The 15,405-nt window shown below is 55.7% G+C and carries 12 protein-coding genes; 7 read left to right on the top strand and 5 right to left on the bottom strand.

The annotated features are described in order from the left end of the window. Positions 1-56 precede the first annotated feature (56 nt). Positions 57-2,036 carry an isopeptide-forming domain-containing fimbrial protein gene (locus PT279_RS04335; RefSeq protein ID WP_277165807.1) on the top strand — a complete coding sequence of 660 codons (1,980 nt, stop codon included), beginning with the start codon at positions 57-59 and terminating at the stop codon, positions 2,034-2,036. 347 nt (positions 2,037-2,383) lie between these two features. After that, positions 2,384-3,433, top strand: a complete 1,050-nt coding sequence (locus PT279_RS04330) for a class C sortase (RefSeq protein ID WP_277165804.1) — start codon at positions 2,384-2,386, stop codon at positions 3,431-3,433. A gap of 224 nt (positions 3,434-3,657) precedes the next feature. Here PT279_RS04330 and PT279_RS04325 read toward each other — a convergent pair whose 3' ends face one another. Together PT279_RS04325 and PT279_RS04320 are read right to left on the bottom strand one after the other, a co-directional pair. Continuing rightward, positions 3,658-5,445, bottom strand: a complete 1,788-nt coding sequence (locus tag PT279_RS04325) for an MFS transporter (protein WP_277165802.1) — start codon at positions 5,443-5,445, stop codon at positions 3,658-3,660. A gap of 184 nt (positions 5,446-5,629) precedes the next feature. After that, positions 5,630-6,478, bottom strand: coding sequence for a hypothetical protein (locus PT279_RS04320; protein WP_277165800.1), 849 nt, complete (start codon positions 6,476-6,478; stop codon positions 5,630-5,632). Between the two features lie 203 nt (positions 6,479-6,681). Between PT279_RS04320 and metG the strand changes: the two genes are divergently transcribed. Continuing rightward, positions 6,682-8,559, top strand: coding sequence for a methionine--tRNA ligase (gene metG / locus PT279_RS04315; RefSeq protein WP_277165799.1), 1,878 nt, complete (start codon positions 6,682-6,684; stop codon positions 8,557-8,559). Positions 8,560-9,173: 614 nt separating this feature from the next. On the opposite strand, the gene PT279_RS04310 is transcribed toward metG, so the two are convergent. Continuing rightward, positions 9,174-10,667, bottom strand: coding sequence for a C1 family peptidase (locus tag PT279_RS04310; RefSeq protein ID WP_277165956.1), 1,494 nt, complete (start codon positions 10,665-10,667; stop codon positions 9,174-9,176). 155 nt (positions 10,668-10,822) lie between these two features. Here PT279_RS04310 and PT279_RS04305 point away from each other — a divergent pair, with 155 nt between their 5' ends. Together PT279_RS04305 and PT279_RS04300 are read left to right on the top strand one after the other, a co-directional pair. Continuing rightward, positions 10,823-11,761 carry an aldo/keto reductase gene (locus PT279_RS04305; protein WP_277165796.1) on the top strand — a complete coding sequence of 313 codons (939 nt, stop codon included), beginning with the start codon at positions 10,823-10,825 and terminating at the stop codon, positions 11,759-11,761. A gap of 386 nt (positions 11,762-12,147) precedes the next feature. Further along, the gene (locus tag PT279_RS04300) at positions 12,148-12,414 is read left to right on the top strand and encodes a hypothetical protein (protein WP_277165795.1); all 267 of its coding nucleotides are present in this window, start codon (positions 12,148-12,150) and stop codon (positions 12,412-12,414) included. 95 nt (positions 12,415-12,509) lie between these two features. Here PT279_RS04300 and PT279_RS04295 read toward each other — a convergent pair whose 3' ends face one another. Both PT279_RS04295 and PT279_RS04290 read right to left on the bottom strand, forming a co-directional pair. Next, entirely contained in the window at positions 12,510-13,301 is a 792-nt protein-coding gene (locus tag PT279_RS04295) for a nitroreductase family protein (protein WP_277165792.1), read from the bottom strand. Positions 13,302-13,724: 423 nt separating this feature from the next. Continuing rightward, complete coding sequence (locus tag PT279_RS04290) at positions 13,725-14,027, bottom strand: DUF4235 domain-containing protein (protein WP_277165790.1); 303 nt, start codon at positions 14,025-14,027, stop codon at positions 13,725-13,727. A 40-nt stretch (positions 14,028-14,067) separates the two neighbouring features. Here PT279_RS04290 and PT279_RS04285 point away from each other — a divergent pair, with 40 nt between their 5' ends. Beyond that, positions 14,068-14,238, top strand: coding sequence for a hypothetical protein (locus tag PT279_RS04285; RefSeq protein ID WP_277165788.1), 171 nt, complete (start codon positions 14,068-14,070; stop codon positions 14,236-14,238). A 369-nt stretch (positions 14,239-14,607) separates the two neighbouring features. Further along, positions 14,608-15,306: a histidine phosphatase family protein gene (locus PT279_RS04280; protein ID WP_277165786.1), complete on the top strand. Its 699-nt coding sequence runs from the start codon at positions 14,608-14,610 to the stop codon at positions 15,304-15,306. The last annotated feature ends 99 nt before the right edge of the window (positions 15,307-15,405 follow it).

Genomic DNA, 15,405 nt, shown 5'->3' with positions numbered 1-15,405 from the left:
ATTTTATTCGAGCAATCGAATGCAAAAAAGGAAATAAAGGAAAAGGAAGGCATTCCATGAATAGGAAAGTCAGTCTTCGTGCGTTTGTAGGTGCAGCGGTATCCGCCGCCACCCTTCTCGCACTGGCACCTCTCGGAGTAGCGAACGCTGCCGAGACCAACATCGACATGGGTACTCAGGTAGATAACACCAAAAGCACGATTACCATCAATGGCACTGACCACAGCATAACCGGACACAAGTTTGCCGCGGTCCAGATCGGCACTTACGACAACGCGACCGCCGATCTGAGCACAAACAAACTGACTTCTGTGTCGGTCGGCACTGTTGCGGGTGTGAAAAACGACGCTGTAACTGCATTGTCTGACACTAAAACTCAGTTGAGTCTTCCAACGGCTGAGGCCGCTGGTTTTGCTGGCAACCCGGTGGGTGAAGTTGCCAACAAGTGGCTTGGCTACGGCAGCAGCGGAGACGATACGAGTTCGAATACCGAAGCTAAAGCCTGGAACGGCAACCTTCGCAAGTTCGTCACCAATCTGACCAATACCTCCGGCTGGAACGCGAAGTTCACTGGGTCAAGCCTTACCGTTGGGCCTGTGGCTTCGACCAATCCTGCCACTACTGAGGCTACGATTACCGTGGGCACCCCTGGTGTCTATCTGGTAGAGGACATCACTTCCGACTTCTCGGCGTCCACCACCGCTCAGAAGAACTCGATTCCGATGTTGGTCAGCACCGGCATCACGACTAAGGCTGATCCTTCCACCTCTACGCCCAGTTACGTTCTCAATACGCTGGGCACCACCGAGCTTGGCAAGATCAACATGAAGGCCGATGAATCGAAGATTACCAAGACATTGGATACCAGTGCCGGCGTTACCAACGATCCTTCAATCGGCGGCAAGCTGCATTACGTCCTTTCCAGCACTGTTCCGCTGACCACCGGTTATAAGCACTACATTTTCAACATGACCGATGCCACCTCGCAGGCCGGCCTGACCTATACCGGAACCGACGACGTAACCGTGACCATTGGCGGGAGCCCTGTACCTGCCACGGATTATGAGATTAAAGAAGTCAAGTACGATGCTCCGTTCACCAGCAGCACCAAGTTGCTTGTCTTCGATTTCACCAAGTCCATCCGCTCCAAGACTTACAGGGATGCGATTGTTATCAAGTTCGCGATGCAGGTCAATGACGAGGCCAAGGGCGGCGCGCTCCTGAACGGCGCTGTGCTCAATACCTCGAACGACACCAACCATCAGCCCGATACCGACGCTGCTCCGACGCCGAATCCTGACGGCACTGATGTCAACTGCAACGTCACTCCGGCTCCTGCCAACTGCACCAACGGCTCCATCAGCAACGAGGTCATCAGCGGTCAGGACAACTCCGCGTCCTCGGCCTACTTCCGTGACTTCGATCTGCAGAAGGTCGCCAAGCTCAGCGGCTCTGGTCTGGCCGGTGCGACGTTCCAAGTCCTCGACTCCGAAAACCATGCGATCTACTTCAACAAGGTCGGCAATGGCTCCTATAAGAAGGCCATGACGCAGGATGCCCCCGCTGTCACTGAGCTCAGCGTGTTCCACATGGGTAACGGCGACCCCGATCCCGCCACTGGCGCTCCCTCGGACGAAGGCCAGCTGAAGGTCGACGGTCTTGCCGAAGGCACTTACACGGTCGAAGAAGTCACCGCTCCTAGCGGCTATTCCACCACCTTCAAGCCTAGCTTCTCTGTGACCCTTGGACATCAGGATTCCACTCATATGGACGTGAACACGTTCACCAATACCGCTGACACCTGGGGTCTTGTTAACGCCACTTCCACTGCCCACACGGTAAACTTCACCGACGGTTTCGCCAAGGTCCAGAACGTGACCTCGATCTCGCAGCTGCCGTTGACTGGTGGCGCGGGCGTGATTCTCGCTCTGCTGGTTGTCGTGGCCCTCGGTGCCCTGACTGCAACGCTGATTGTTGTGCGCCGTCGTCTTGGTGCCAATGACAACGGAAACGCGAATGTCGCCGTCGCCGCGTGAGCATGTGACCGTAAGACATATATGAGTTGAGGGCACTGTTCGTTCGGTTTGTCCGAAAGTTCGGTGCCCCGGACTCCCTAGCCGGTCGGTTGGTGCGGTCTGCTTTCTTTCCGACTCGGTAACAGTTGATGGGGTATGTCCTGTGTAACCGCAGGTCATACCCCATCCGCGGTCTATACGTGGATAAATTTTGTAATAATAATCCATATAAGTCGATAATTCATGATTATTCGACATTGGTTATTGATGCCTGATAGCAGATAACCAATAATCTTTTCATTCTTGATCGGTACATAATAATTAATGTTTATGCCGATGATAAATAATTCATAGTCAAGGAGCGACAGATGACGTCAACACAGGAAGAGGTCAAGCCTCAAACGGCTGTTGCGCCTTCGTTTGACGACATTGTTTCGGCAGGCGTGGGGAAGATCAACAAAACACGCAGGATTATCATCATCATCGTCGATGTCATGATCGTCATCTGCCTGATAGCGCTCCTCGTCGCCGCGGCATGGTTCCCGGCCCGCTGGATGTTCAATATGTATAAGGAAAGCACCCAGGTCCAGGATTCCATCAGCCGTGTCGCCCAATGGCCGCAAGGCAAGATTGCCGACGAATACCACCGTGCGCAGGCCTATAACGCCCGCATTGCCTCCTCGGGCCAGCCGCTGCTCGGCGAGTTCACCGATCCGTTCGATACCGGCAACCCCAACGCCAAGCCAAAATCTGAGAAAGACCAGGAATACCAGTCTTTGCTCAATGACGGCACCGGGGTAATGGGGGTTGTGCGCATCCCAAAGATTTCGGTGAAAATGCTTGTTTTCCATGGTACTGGCGACAATGTGCTGATGCAAGGTGCCGGACACCTCTACGGCACAAGCCTGCCGGTGGGCGGGCCCTCCACAAACGCTGTCCTGAGCGGGCATACCGGGTTGCAGAACGCGCTACTTTTCACCCGTCTTGATGAGCTCAAAGATGGCGATATCTTCTATATCCAGACGCTGAACCGTACGATGGGCTATCGCGTGATCGGCATTCATGTCATAGAACCGACCGATACGCATCTCTATAAAGTGGTACCTGGTCAGGATTTGGTCACGCTGATGACCTGCACGCCGTACGGGGTCAATACGCAACGACTTGTTATCACAGGTACGCGTCAGCCCATTCCTGAGCCGATTCCGGATCCGGAGAACGCCAAGGGCGATCCGGTGGTGTTCGGTGTGCTCGTTGCGCTCGCCGGATTGGTTCTGGGGCTTGCAGCGGTGCGTTCGCTGCACCGTAAGCCGTGGCTGATCCAGCACTCCGATAGCGCGATGCGTCCGCCGTATACATGGTTGTGGTGGCTTTCCCAGCGTATGTCGCAAAAGAAGTTGCCTCGACACGAGGATTAGTAGAGTCTTTTCGGGGTGCGAAAGGCCGGCGAACTCCTTGCATGGTATGCGGAGCAGCGGGATTTTCCGGTGGAAAAGGCCAGCGGAATTTACTCTAGTTCGTCAGTCGGCGGTCTCGCTTTGAACTGATGCCCGGTTGGGATTCTGTAGTTAGGCATTCGAGACTGCGATTGCCTGATTATTGATTATTGGATTTAACTATCGGATTTAATTATTTACCGGTTTTATTTCTCCGATTTTCCATCTTTTTCGTTTTCCGAATTATCTTCTGATTCAAATTCCGAATCATGGTGAATCACCGGCTTGATATTTTCCGGACGCTGGGGAAGCGTCTGGCCCACTGGGATTTCCACCGTGATCATCGGCATCGGCATCGTGCTGGTGTCGAGGTTCGGGTTCTGTTCCTGGGTCAGCACGAGCTCGCGTGCCTCTTCCTCGCTGCCCACCGTCGGCATGGAGCCGGGCAGCGGCGCCTTCGAGGATTCGCGCATCACGATGGCGGCGATGCCGCTGAAGATGGCGAAGAACATGATATAGAAGCCGGGGGCGTCGTGGTTGCCCGTGAGGGTGATCAGCGCCTGCGAGACCAGCGGCGTGGTGCCGCCGAACAAGGAAACGGCGAAGTTATAGGAAAGGCCCATACCGGAGAAGCGCGATGCGGTCGGGAAAAGCGCCGGCAACGTGCTTGCGGAGACGCCTGCGTAGAAGGCCACGGGCACGGCGAGCATGGCCAGCGCGCCCTGAATCGACCAGAATGTGCCCTGATGCAGCAGCTGGAACGCCGGGTAGACCAATACGAACGTCGAAATCACTGCGATGCCGTAAATCGGCTTGCGACCGATCTTATCGGAAAGATGGCCGATCAAGGGCAGACACAGCGCCATGATGATCAGCACCGGCACGGTCGCGGCCGCGGCCATCGTCGGGGTGGTGCCGACTTCCTCGCGCAAGTAAGTCGGCATGTAGCTAGTGAGCACATAACCGGCGGTATTGGTGGCCGCGACGATGGCCACGGCGATCAGGAGACGACGCCAGTGGCGCTTGATGACGTAAAGCATCGTGCCGGGGCGGTCCCAAGGGGATTCCTGCCGCCATGCGGCTTCGTGCGCTTCGTGCGACCAATGCTCCTGCTCTTCCTCTTGGCGCTGCTGGTGAGCGGCGAACTGCGGGGTTTCGGGGATATGGGTACGCAGGGCCATCGCGAGGATGCCCAGCGGAATGGTCAGAAGATAAGGAATGCGCCAGCCGCCGTTGACCATGGCGTTCGCGCCCCAGCCGTTTTCGACGATGGTCGTGGTGATGGCCACCATCGCGGCTCCGAACGCCGAGCCGATGTAGGAGCCCATGTCGAGCCAGGCGCTGTAGAAGCCGCGCTTGCGGTCGGGCGAGAATTCGGAAATGTAGGTGGTCGCTCCGGAGTATTCGCCGCCGGTCGAGAAGCCCTGTATCATCTGCAGCGCGTAGAGGGGGACGATAGCCCAGACGCCGATTTGCTTGCTCGTCGGCAGGATGCCGATAAGCGCGGTGGAGACCACCATCATGCCCATCGTCAGGAACAACACCTTCTGTCGTCCGACGCGGTCGCCGAGCGGGCCCAAAACGATGCCGCCCAGAGGGCGGACGAGGAAGCTCACCGCGAAGCCGAGCAACATCACGATAAGGCTCATGCTTTTCGGCAGACCGCTGGTGAAAACGCTTGCCATCGTTACCGCGAGATAGCCGTAGATGCCGAAATCATACCATTCCATGAAGTTGCCGACCACGGTGCCGGCGATGGCCTGTTTCAGCGTTTTTTCTTCGACGACGGTGACGTCTTTGGTGCGCAGGAACTGGCGGCGGACATGGACTTTCTGCATTTGCGGTTCGTCGGTTGCCTTCGCTGATTCCGGTTTATCGGAACCTGCACCAATATGCATTACATTCTTGACGCTTTGAATCGGATGGACCCCATGCTGACTCTCCCCAGAGCGCCTGGAATCGTCGTTCTGCCGTTGATCGGCTGGTGATGACATGACAAATCTGTCCTTTCAACGCGCAACCTAGCTCGTCTTATGGGCGCTAGCGCAATTACACCATAATAGCTCTTTTCCGTTTTAATTTTATTGTTGGGCTTAATCGTGATTGCTGTATTGCCGATTTGCACTCGTCTTTGTTTGCCTCAGCGCCTGTATTGCAAGCAATGCCTTGGAGTTGAATTCAGAAGCAATATTGAACCGCTTTGAAAAACTGGCGGGCTTGCGGCACATTCGGCCAGAAATGGTTCTTTTCCAGTATTCCGAGACATTCCGCGGGGTCGATATGGTACTCCTGCACGATGGCGCAGACCAGTTCCGCGCGTCTTTTGTCGGGTATGCTGGCCGGGCTCATCAAGGCGATATCGCAGGCCGTTCTTGTCGGCGAGGTCACTTTCAGGCCGGCGATGGAGCTTATTTGCCCTTCGGGGACGTTGCGGTCGTAAGTTTTGATTGGACGTCCGTAGGCCATCGAGCGGAAGTGCGAAGCCGAAATGATGTCGATGGCGTTCGGGAATGCGCCACCCATCCATACCCACAGGGCGCTACGGCCACAAGCGATTGACTGGCTCGGCGCCACTTTGGTCATGATGATGCCCCTGCCGAACAGTGTATCGGAGTATTCGGCGAGATAGGCGTTGATGTCATCGAGGCGACGCACCGCGCCGAAATCATCGAGCCGGTTCATGCTCAAGGGCCCGGGCAGATCGCGGTTGCTCATCAGCATAGGCATGGTGTGGTTTACGGGTGTCGGCGTCATGACCGTGCTGACGTTGGTGACGCCTATGTTCGGTTTGCGGGTGGTTGGGAGGTTTTGCTCGAAACGCTTTCCTTCGAGGGCTGCGTCTTTGCGGTCCGGTTTGCGTTGTCTGCGCCCAAGAATGCCGGGGCGGCCGTTGCTTTTGACTTGATACATGGACGGTTTCGCCGCGCTTGGCGGCGGTCGGCCGGTGCCGAAGTTTTCGCTTCGTTCTGCGGCCTCGCCTGTAGTGGAATGGTTGATGTGCTGTATGGTCATGGTTGCATTGTTCATGTTGTGCAATATAGATAGGTCGCCCGGTATCGCCAAATCGGAAAATGCAAAAAGTGGATATGTGGACAGCCGGCGGCCTGACTTTGAAAATTGTGGACGACACGGTCAACAAGCGGCTTTGTTCCGCTCGTTGTCTCGATTCTATTGACGGTCTTTATAAAAAAGCCGGTTGCTGTCCCCGCTGGGCCCAATAATCGGTAGTTATGACTCATATTTTGGTGAACGTTGCATGGCCGTACGCGAACGGCCCGCGCCATATCGGCCACGTAGCCGGTTTCGGCGTGCCTTCCGACGTATACGCACGCTACGAACGCATGAAGGGCAACGATGTCCTGATGGTTTCCGGCACCGACGAGCACGGCACCCCGATTCTGGTCGAGGCGGACAAGGAAGGCGTGAGCCCGCAGGAGCTCGCCAACCGATACAATCGCGTCATCGCCAAGGACCTCTGCGACCTTGGCCTGAGCTACGACCTCTTCACGCGCACCACGACGGGAAACCACGAGCACGTTGTGCAGGAGATGTTCAAGCAGTGCCTCAAGAACGGATACATATATAAAGGTACGCAGAAGGTCGCGATTTCGCCTTCTACCGGCCGCACCCTGCCCGATCGTTATATCGAAGGCACCTGCCCGATCTGCGGGGCCGACGGCGCTCGCGGCGATCAGTGCGACAATTGCGGCAATGAGCTCGATCCGGATGAACTGATCAACCCCGTCTCCAAGATCAATGGGGAAAAGCCGGAGTTTAAGGAAACCGAGCACTTCTTCCTTGATCTGCCGGCGCTCGCTGAGGCGAACCTCGCGTGGCTCAAGACCCGTGAAGGCTGGCGCACCAACGTCATCAACTTCTCGCTTGGCCTCTTCAAGGAAGTCAAGCCCCGTGCCATCACGCGCGACATCGATTGGGGCATCCCAGTTCCGGTCGACGGTTGGATCGACAACCCCAACAAGAAGCTCTACGTCTGGTTCGATGCGGTTATCGGCTATCTGTCCGCCTCCATCGAGTGGGCCCGTCGCAAGGGCGACCCCGAAGCATGGAAGAAGTGGTGGAACGACCCGAAATCACCTGCCTACTATTTCATGGGCAAAGACAACATCACCTTCCATTCTCAGATCTGGCCCTCCGAGATACTCGCTTACGACGGTGAGGGTTCCAAAGGCGGCGAACCGGGCGAATACGGCAAGCTCAACCTGCCTGAGCAGGTCGTCGCCAGCGAATTCATGACGATGGAAGGCAAGAAGTTCAGCTCCTCGCGTGGCATCGTCATCTACGTCAAGGACATTCTTGCACGCTACCCGGTTGACGCTGTAAGGTATTACATTTCCGTGGCCGGTCCAGAAACTTCAGACGCCGACTTCACCTGGTCCGAGTTCGTACGTCACAACAACGAGGAGCTTGCCGCAAGCTGGGGCAACCTCGTCAACCGCGTGGCGAACCTCATGTACAAGAACTTCGGTGAGATTCCGGAGCTTGACGAGGACTCCATGACCGCCGAGGATCGTGCGCTGCTCGAAGAAACGGCCACCGCATTCGACGTGGTCGGCGGGCTCATCGAACACCATCATCAGAAGAACGCCTTGAATGAGGCCATGAAGGTCGTCGGCGACATCAACAAGTACATCTCCGCGGTCGAGCCGTGGAAGATCAAGGACGACCCGAAGCGTCTCGGCACCGTGCTGCACATCTGCGCACAGGCGGTCAGCGACGCCAACCATCTGCTTGCCCCGTTCCTGCCGCAGTCCGCGCAGAAGGTGTGGGAGGCGCTCGGCGGCGTCGGCACATTCTCGCCGCTGCCGCATATCGAAGAGGTCGAAGACCTCGACAAGCCCGGCTTCAAGTACCCGATCATCACCGGTGACTACGAACTCGGTCGCACGGTGCATCCCTGGCAGAGCGAGCCGCTTATCCCCGGTACCCCGGTTCCCAAGCCTTCGCCCATCTTCCAGAAAATTCCGAAAGAGGCCATCACCGAAGAACTGACGCGCTTCGAGGCCGACTTGGAGGCTCGTAAGGAAGCCGAGGCCAAGCGTCTGGAAGAGGCCAAGGAAAAGCTCACCAAGGAAGAACAGAGCGAGTAGCGCCTTCCAGTCCAAGCGGACGGCCTTGCCGATAAGCCGTTGTGACGCTTCGACCTTAGCGCAAAAATCTTGCGATAAGGCCGAAGCGTTTTCTTGTATAAACTACAGGTTTGTGCTTTGAGCTGAGCTTTTGAGAATGCGGCTTCTGCGTGAAAATCAGACTTTGTATCGCATTTTGCCGCCCATCGATGAGAGATTTTTCGTTTCGAGACATGAAAATGCGCGTGAAACTATACATATCGCTTTATTTTTACAAAATCGTTACAATTTTCACAGACTTCTTTGAGTTGCAGGCATCGTTTTTCCAAGGAAGATGCTGTTATATTAGAGATGTCAGCAGTTAAACCGCTGGCGAGATTCTTCTTTGAATCCCATAATTGAACCTTCTTCTCTCTTCTCTCGCCCGGCGGCTTTCTCTCCGCCGGGCATCTCTTTTCTTGATGGTTTTTCCGAGTTTTGGTTCTGTCCGTAAACTGGTTGTCAACGACTGTGATATGCCGTTAGTCTTTATAGTTGTGGTTCTTTTCCGAAATTGATACAGCCTGTAGTATCGGTGAAATTCGTAGTGTGCAAGCTGACTCCCTCATTGGACTCAGCTCGCACCCCTCAGAATTTCAGTCACAGCGTGCGGTGAGGGCCTCCCACGGATCGAGCACTACCGGATCGGCTTGTGTTGCCTTGAGCGTCTTGTCGTCCAGGAATTCCTTGCGGATAATGACCTCGGTGACAAACTGGTCGAACCATTCGCCGTCGGCCACGTAATAGCCGTCGGTTCCGGTGGACTTGCCCCAGCTGTTCTCGATCTTCCAGCGGTTGGGCTCGCCATTTTCGTCAAGGTTCACGCCGGTGATGGTCATGGCGTGGTTGCTCGGGTAGTCGCTGTATTCCAAACCGTTCGCCTTGTCGATGCTGAAATCGGTGCCGAAAAGCTCGTCCACGCGCACCGCGTTCTTGCTGAAGTAGCCACCGTCACGCAGGCAATATTGCATGCAATCGCAGGCGAACCAGATCGGGTGCCCGGCTTTGACCTGATCGACTGCCGCCTTGCGTAGCACTTTAATCGGCACATTGGTGAAGTCAAGGTTGCCGGTCTCGGCGACATTGGTCGAATACTTGAGTTGGAAATGCGTGTAGAACGGCCGGTTTTTCATCGGATTGTTGCAAAGTGTCACGAAATCGTTGACGTCCACCGGCACGTACTTGTGATAGAACTCAAGCGGCGTGATGTCGTGCTCCACGATCTGCTTGCGCTCGTCAATTCCGGGCTCACCTTCCGATTTCTCGGCCTTTGCTTCTGACTTTTTGGTGGATGCGTTGGACGTTGCATTTTTCTTCGCAGCCTTGGTGTCCTTGTCGTCACTGCTCTTGTCGTCATCGCCGTCTTTTACGCGTGCCCGCCAATCGAACTTGGCCGGCGGTTCGCCCAATGCAATCGCGCAAATGCGGTAGATATCTTCCATGTATCGCTTCTTGAATGTACGAAGTTCATCAATGCTCTTGCCGTTGCGATGATGCTCGCGCAGCTGGATCGTGAACTGGTGCAGCTTCGTGGTCAGATATTGTGTGAATGCGTCGGAATCCTTGGAATTCTGCGATTCCGGATAAGCTGATTTCGGTACAAGCCCATATTTATTGACCAGATTGACAAACATCTGCCACCAGCCGCCGTCATCGGCTGGATAGGCGTTGATTGCCTCGAACGTGCGGCTATCGGTCGGCTCGTCGAGTGTGTTCAGCACGTTCTCGAGATAGGTGTTCGACTTTTCGAACTTGTCCCAGAAAAACAGATAGGTCTCGGAAAACTCGAAATCCTCAAGTTTCCAGCGGTGCATCAGTTCATAACGCAAGGTATTGAGCGAGGCGAACATCCAGCATCGTCCGCTGCGCTGCTGGTCGGTGATGGTGCCCTGCTTCAGCTCGATCGAAAAATCGTGAGTCAGCTCGCGTGTGCCTTCATAGCTGGTAGCCGCTTTGATGACCCCGTTTTTGACTGCCGCATTTGCCGCGACATGATTCGCGCGCGCCGCGTCTCCGGTGTTGTAATTTTCGCTATACTGACGCACGTCTTCAGCGTCTATCGCCTTGGCGTCATTGTCGTTTTCGGTCACCTTGTCTGTGCTCATCATTCCTCCGTTTTCGTATGTTCATATTCTATCGTGACGTTTCTTCGGTCGGGAAAGTGTATGAAGATACATAGCAATAGCATTTCGCGGTCACACCTTAGACTGGGGTTATTGACGAAATGCCAAGGAAGGTGCAAATAATGAAATATAGCGAACTCGGGACGTCGGGTGTGAAGGCCTCTCGCGTGGCCCTCGGCGCGATGCGAATGAATTCCAAGAGTGCCGATGAAGCGCGTGAAATCGTGGGTACGGTGTTGGACGGCGGTGTGAACTTCTTCGATACGGCCGATTGCTATACTGCCGGAGAGAGCAGCCGTCGGCTTGGACAGGCTCTTAAGGACGTGGGCGTGGACCGCGGCTCGATCTATGTTCAGACGAAATTCGGCATTTACCGCGATCCGAAGAGCGACGACATCACCCGCTACAACTTCTCGAAGGATCATCTTCTCGCCGCGCTCGACAGCGAACTGAAGAACCTGCAGACCGATTACGTCGATTTCGTACTCCTGCACCGCCCCGATACGCTCGTCGAGCTCGACGAGTTGGCGGAAACGTTCAACGAGCTGCAATCCAGTGGCAAGGTGCGTCATTTCGGCGTCAGCAATGTGAACCCGATGCAAGTTGAAATGTTGCAAAGCGCTCTGGACCAGAAACTGGAGGTCAACCAGCTGCAATTCGGCTTGGGACACACCGGCATGGTGCAGCAGGAGATTCACGTCAATATGCAGGATGCGCCGAGCATCGACCACGACGGCGGATTGATCAGCTATTCCCGCCTCAGGAAAATGACCATTCAGGCGTGGAGCCCCTTCCAGACCGGCTTCTTTGAGGGGGTCTTTATCGACAACCCGAAGTTCCACGAGCTCAACGAGGCGCTGCAGCGCGTCGCCGATGCGCATGGGGTGACCAAGAACGCCATCGCTGTGGCATGGATTCTGAGGCACCCTGCCAAGATGCAGGTGCTGCTGGGGTCGATGAACCCGAGCCGTCTGAAGGAGATGATGGCTGGAGCCGATGTGGAAATCACCGCCCAAGAGTGGTACGACCTCTACGTCGCCGCCGGCAACGATCTGCCGTAAAGCGCTGATTTCTATATATTCATGCGGGTAAACGGCATCTGTTTTCAGCTCAGGTGCCGCTCACCCGCATTTTTGCATGCATGCGCGTCGCCAGCGCTGGTAAACGGAGGTTGGTTCGTTGTTGAATGAGGTTTACCCGCACGACTTTGTGCTATTGGCGATTTCCGTCGTGGTGCTGCCGGTAAGCGGACTTTGGTTGCTGTGTATGTGCGGTTTCCCAGCGTTAATGCGTCGGCTTCGCATTTTGCTGCTGATAGACGGTATCTGGTTGTTGGTTATATGCAGTTTTCCGGCGGCAAAGTGCATACGTGCGCGTTTGCTTGTTGGACAATTATGGTTCTGGGGTCGTTCGGCCCGCTGTAATCCCGCGTTGCTAGGGTAGGGGCGTGCACTACTTCACCCCGAAACGTTGCGCCAGCTCGCGCAAGATCATCTATCACGATAAGGCCCAGGCCGAGGCTGCTGCTCGGCAGGCCTTCATCGAGCGTGACGCCGAGCTGTGGGTCTATCGGTGTGAATATTGCGGTGGCTGGCACTTAACCCATCACGATCCCAAAGAGGAACAGTTTCTGCGCGGCATCAGTGCCCAAGCCGCTGTCCAACGCGGCAAACCGCGTTCTCGTAAGCGCGGTTTCAAGCCGCGACGTCGGTAATTCGGCAGCTAGGCCAACATGCAAAAATCCGTATCGAAACCCATGGATATGAGAGCTTCGATACGGATTTTGTTGTGTTCGCGTTAGCGGCAATTTCAGTGGTCGAGACGGAAGCCCTGCTTTTCGGCAGCCGGTTTGACAGCGCGGCTGAAGACGCCGGTGTCGACGGCGTTCTTGGTGATCTGGTCGCTGAAGGCGTCGACGGGGCGCGAGGTGTTGCGCAGATCGTAATACTGATGGACAGTGTCATCGAACTCATCGAGGTCATGCATCAGATTGGTGTCATCGGCGGGGTAGCGGTCGGTGAAGAACTGTGTGGAGCGTTCCATACGCGGCTTCAGCGCCGGCGACTGGTCGGGCTTGCCGAGCGCAAGGCCAAGCACAGGGTAGGTGAATTCCGGCAGATGCAGCAGCTCGATCAGCTTGCTCGGCTCGTTGAGTACGGATCCAAGAATCACGCAACCCAGATCAAGCGAATAGGCGGCGGTCTCCATGGCGTGCAGCGCGAGCACGGCGTCGTTTTGCGCCTGAGAGAAACGATAACTGGAATTGAGCGTGAATTCGGCGGAATGGATATTGACGCCCTTGCGTTCGGCGATGGCGGCGTTTCGGTGCTCGTCGGCGACGAAGATATAAAGCAGCGGCGCTTCGGCCACGTAGCTCTGGTGGCAAATCTCGGCGATGTTGTCCTTGATATCTTGGTCCTCCACGCGCACGGCCGACCAGTCCTGCAAATACTGGCTTGAGGCGGCGTGCTGCGCCACGGTTTCCAAAGTGGCGACGGTCTGCTCGTCGATGTCCTCCGCCTTGAACTTGCGGATCGAGCGCCGGTTCAATAGGGTTTCGATGGTCTGGTTGCTACGAAGGTTATTCTGTGATTCGGTCATAGCCATATTCTTTCAGATATTGATGAATCAGGTCATCGATTTTCAGCTCTGGGTAACGCGACGGATGTGAGATTGATATCTATTTTGCGGCCGTATCTTTGCTGGTGTATTTGTGACATTTTACTTGTTTGCAAGGCGGTTCTAAGTAAAAAGCGACAAATAGAGGTCGTAAATGTGACTTTTTGCTTAGATGTCGGCAGCAAGCAAGTAAAAAGTCACAAATAGCTGACGATAACCTATCTCATTCGCGGAGATTGGCGTTTTGTTCGCAGTCGGCATGTAAGTGCTGCGAAAAATCGTGCACACTCGACCGTCTTCGGGGGGGCTTGCTGACGGCTGTAGCCACCGCGCAAAGGAGCCGGGCTGAGCGGCAACGATATCGGTGAAAGGCGAAACTGGCTTGACGATTTCGACGGCTTTTGGCTATTTTCCGCTTCGGCGGTTCTGACGGCGGGTGACCAGGGCGTTCGAGCCGCGTGTGCCCAGCGTGGAAATCACGGAGCCGAATGCTGCCGAGGCCGCAGCGAAAATGACGCTGGCGATGAAACCTTGTTGTTGTGCGTCTTCTGCGCTGTCTCCACCGGCAGGCGCATGGCGGTTGGTGACCTGGTTGTCCCAGATGGTTTTGAATATCTTGCCAGCCAGCGCCCCCAGTACGGTCGGCAATACGACTTTGACAATCTTGTCGCCCAAGGTGTCGGGGTCTTGCAAACGATGTTGGCGCATGGTTTCTACTTTCTTGTCGACGCGATGGAGGCTTTCAACGATGTGGTCGGCTGTGGAGGAGGACGATGAGGGCGAAGGCGTAGGCGACGAAGGTGACGGTGCAGATGTTTGCGGCGTTGACGATGAGGATGATGCCGAAACTGAGATGGTGGACGCAGACGGTTGCAGCGCCGATTTCGGTGCCGAGGGTCCGGAAGCCGAAGGTTCATGACCTGTGGAACCGGCTTCGGGAGATACGGAAGGCATAAAAGAATCCCATGCGGGTGTGCTTGGAGCCTTCGTGGCTTCCTTCACTGCGGTTTTGCTGTGTCTTGCGTGCATCTTTCCATAATAGACGCGGCACTGTCCCTGATGTTCAACGAGCTCAATGGGTTGAGGATTTTGTCGATTCGCTTGTTGGCCCATTTGACTTTTGGGTTTTGCCGGTTCCGCTGGGTAGCAGGTAAATCCCGATGACGGACGGCGGTGTTGTTGCGATGGCGTCAACGAAAATTATGCATTACAAATTATGGGTGGGGTGATTAGCGGATTATGCCCAATTGATTTTGCGCGTCTTGACGGCCTGCGTTAGAGTGACGTTATGACTGATTATCTTACTTCGGGCGAAGGGGCCTCGAAACCCGGCTACTTGGTGTTGCTGCGTCATGGCCAGACGGCATGGAGCGTTAGCGGGCAATACACCGGACGTACGGATGTGCCGCTGAACGAAGAAGGCCGCCGCCAGGCGTTGGAAGGCGGAAAACGATTGCGTGGGGCGTTCCCGGACGGTTTTGGGCGTGGGCACATTTTTTCCAGTCCGTTGCGTCGTGCCCGCGAGACCGCGCAATTGGCCGGTTATTCCGATTTTGAGACCCTTGACGACTTGATGGAATGGGATTACGGCCCCGCCGAAGGCCGAAGGCGTGAGGAGGTCGGTGCCGTGCTGGGGCACGATTGGTGCGTTTGGGATGAAGGCCCCGAGGTGTTGCCGGCACGGATGCAAGGTGATTGGGTCTGCACTCTGCCCGACAGCGGAAAAGTCGACGTTCACAGTGGTGCTGGCGAAACGGTGGATGAGGCGGCCGCCCGCGCTCGACGAGTCATCGGAAAAGTGACGCCGTTGATGCTTGCCGGCCACAATGTCCTGCTCGTGGCGCATGCCCATATTCTGCGTATCGTCACCACGCAATGGCTGCGTGCCGACCCGCATTCAGGCCGTTTCCTGCGTCTCGACACCGCCCATCACTCGGTGCTCGGATACTACAAAGACGACCCCGTCATCATCCACTGGAACATTTGAAAGATGACGGCAAAGAGCGGCGATCCTCTTGTCGCCGCCGCTGTAGCCGATCAGAAGACGAATAAGCAGCAAGTGAGCTGGGGCTTCAACATGGTACCG

Origin of the sequence: Bifidobacterium sp. ESL0784 (assembly GCF_029433295.1) — a bacterium.
Classification (GTDB): domain Bacteria; phylum Actinomycetota; class Actinomycetes; order Actinomycetales; family Bifidobacteriaceae; genus Bifidobacterium.
This window is presented reverse-complemented; position numbering and strand designations above follow the sequence as displayed.

Excerpts from the sequence above, each read along its gene's own strand:
- PT279_RS04335 (WP_277165807.1), top strand. The coding sequence starts at position 57 with ATGAATAGGAAAGTCAGTCTTCGTGCGTTTGTAGGTGCAGCGGTATCC.
- PT279_RS04330 (WP_277165804.1), top strand. The coding sequence starts at position 2,384 with ATGACGTCAACACAGGAAGAGGTCAAGCCTCAAACGGCTGTTGCGCCT.
- PT279_RS04325 (WP_277165802.1), bottom strand. The coding sequence starts at position 5,445 with ATGTCATCACCAGCCGATCAACGGCAGAACGACGATTCCAGGCGCTCT.
- PT279_RS04320 (WP_277165800.1), bottom strand. The coding sequence starts at position 6,478 with ATGAACAATGCAACCATGACCATACAGCACATCAACCATTCCACTACA.
- metG (WP_277165799.1), top strand. The coding sequence starts at position 6,682 with ATGACTCATATTTTGGTGAACGTTGCATGGCCGTACGCGAACGGCCCG.
- PT279_RS04305 (WP_277165796.1), top strand. The coding sequence starts at position 10,823 with ATGAAATATAGCGAACTCGGGACGTCGGGTGTGAAGGCCTCTCGCGTG.
- PT279_RS04295 (WP_277165792.1), bottom strand. The coding sequence starts at position 13,301 with ATGACCGAATCACAGAATAACCTTCGTAGCAACCAGACCATCGAAACC.
- PT279_RS04290 (WP_277165790.1), bottom strand. The coding sequence starts at position 14,027 with ATGCGCCAACATCGTTTGCAAGACCCCGACACCTTGGGCGACAAGATT.
- PT279_RS04285 (WP_277165788.1), top strand. The coding sequence starts at position 14,068 with ATGTGGTCGGCTGTGGAGGAGGACGATGAGGGCGAAGGCGTAGGCGAC.
- PT279_RS04280 (WP_277165786.1), top strand. The coding sequence starts at position 14,608 with ATGACTGATTATCTTACTTCGGGCGAAGGGGCCTCGAAACCCGGCTAC.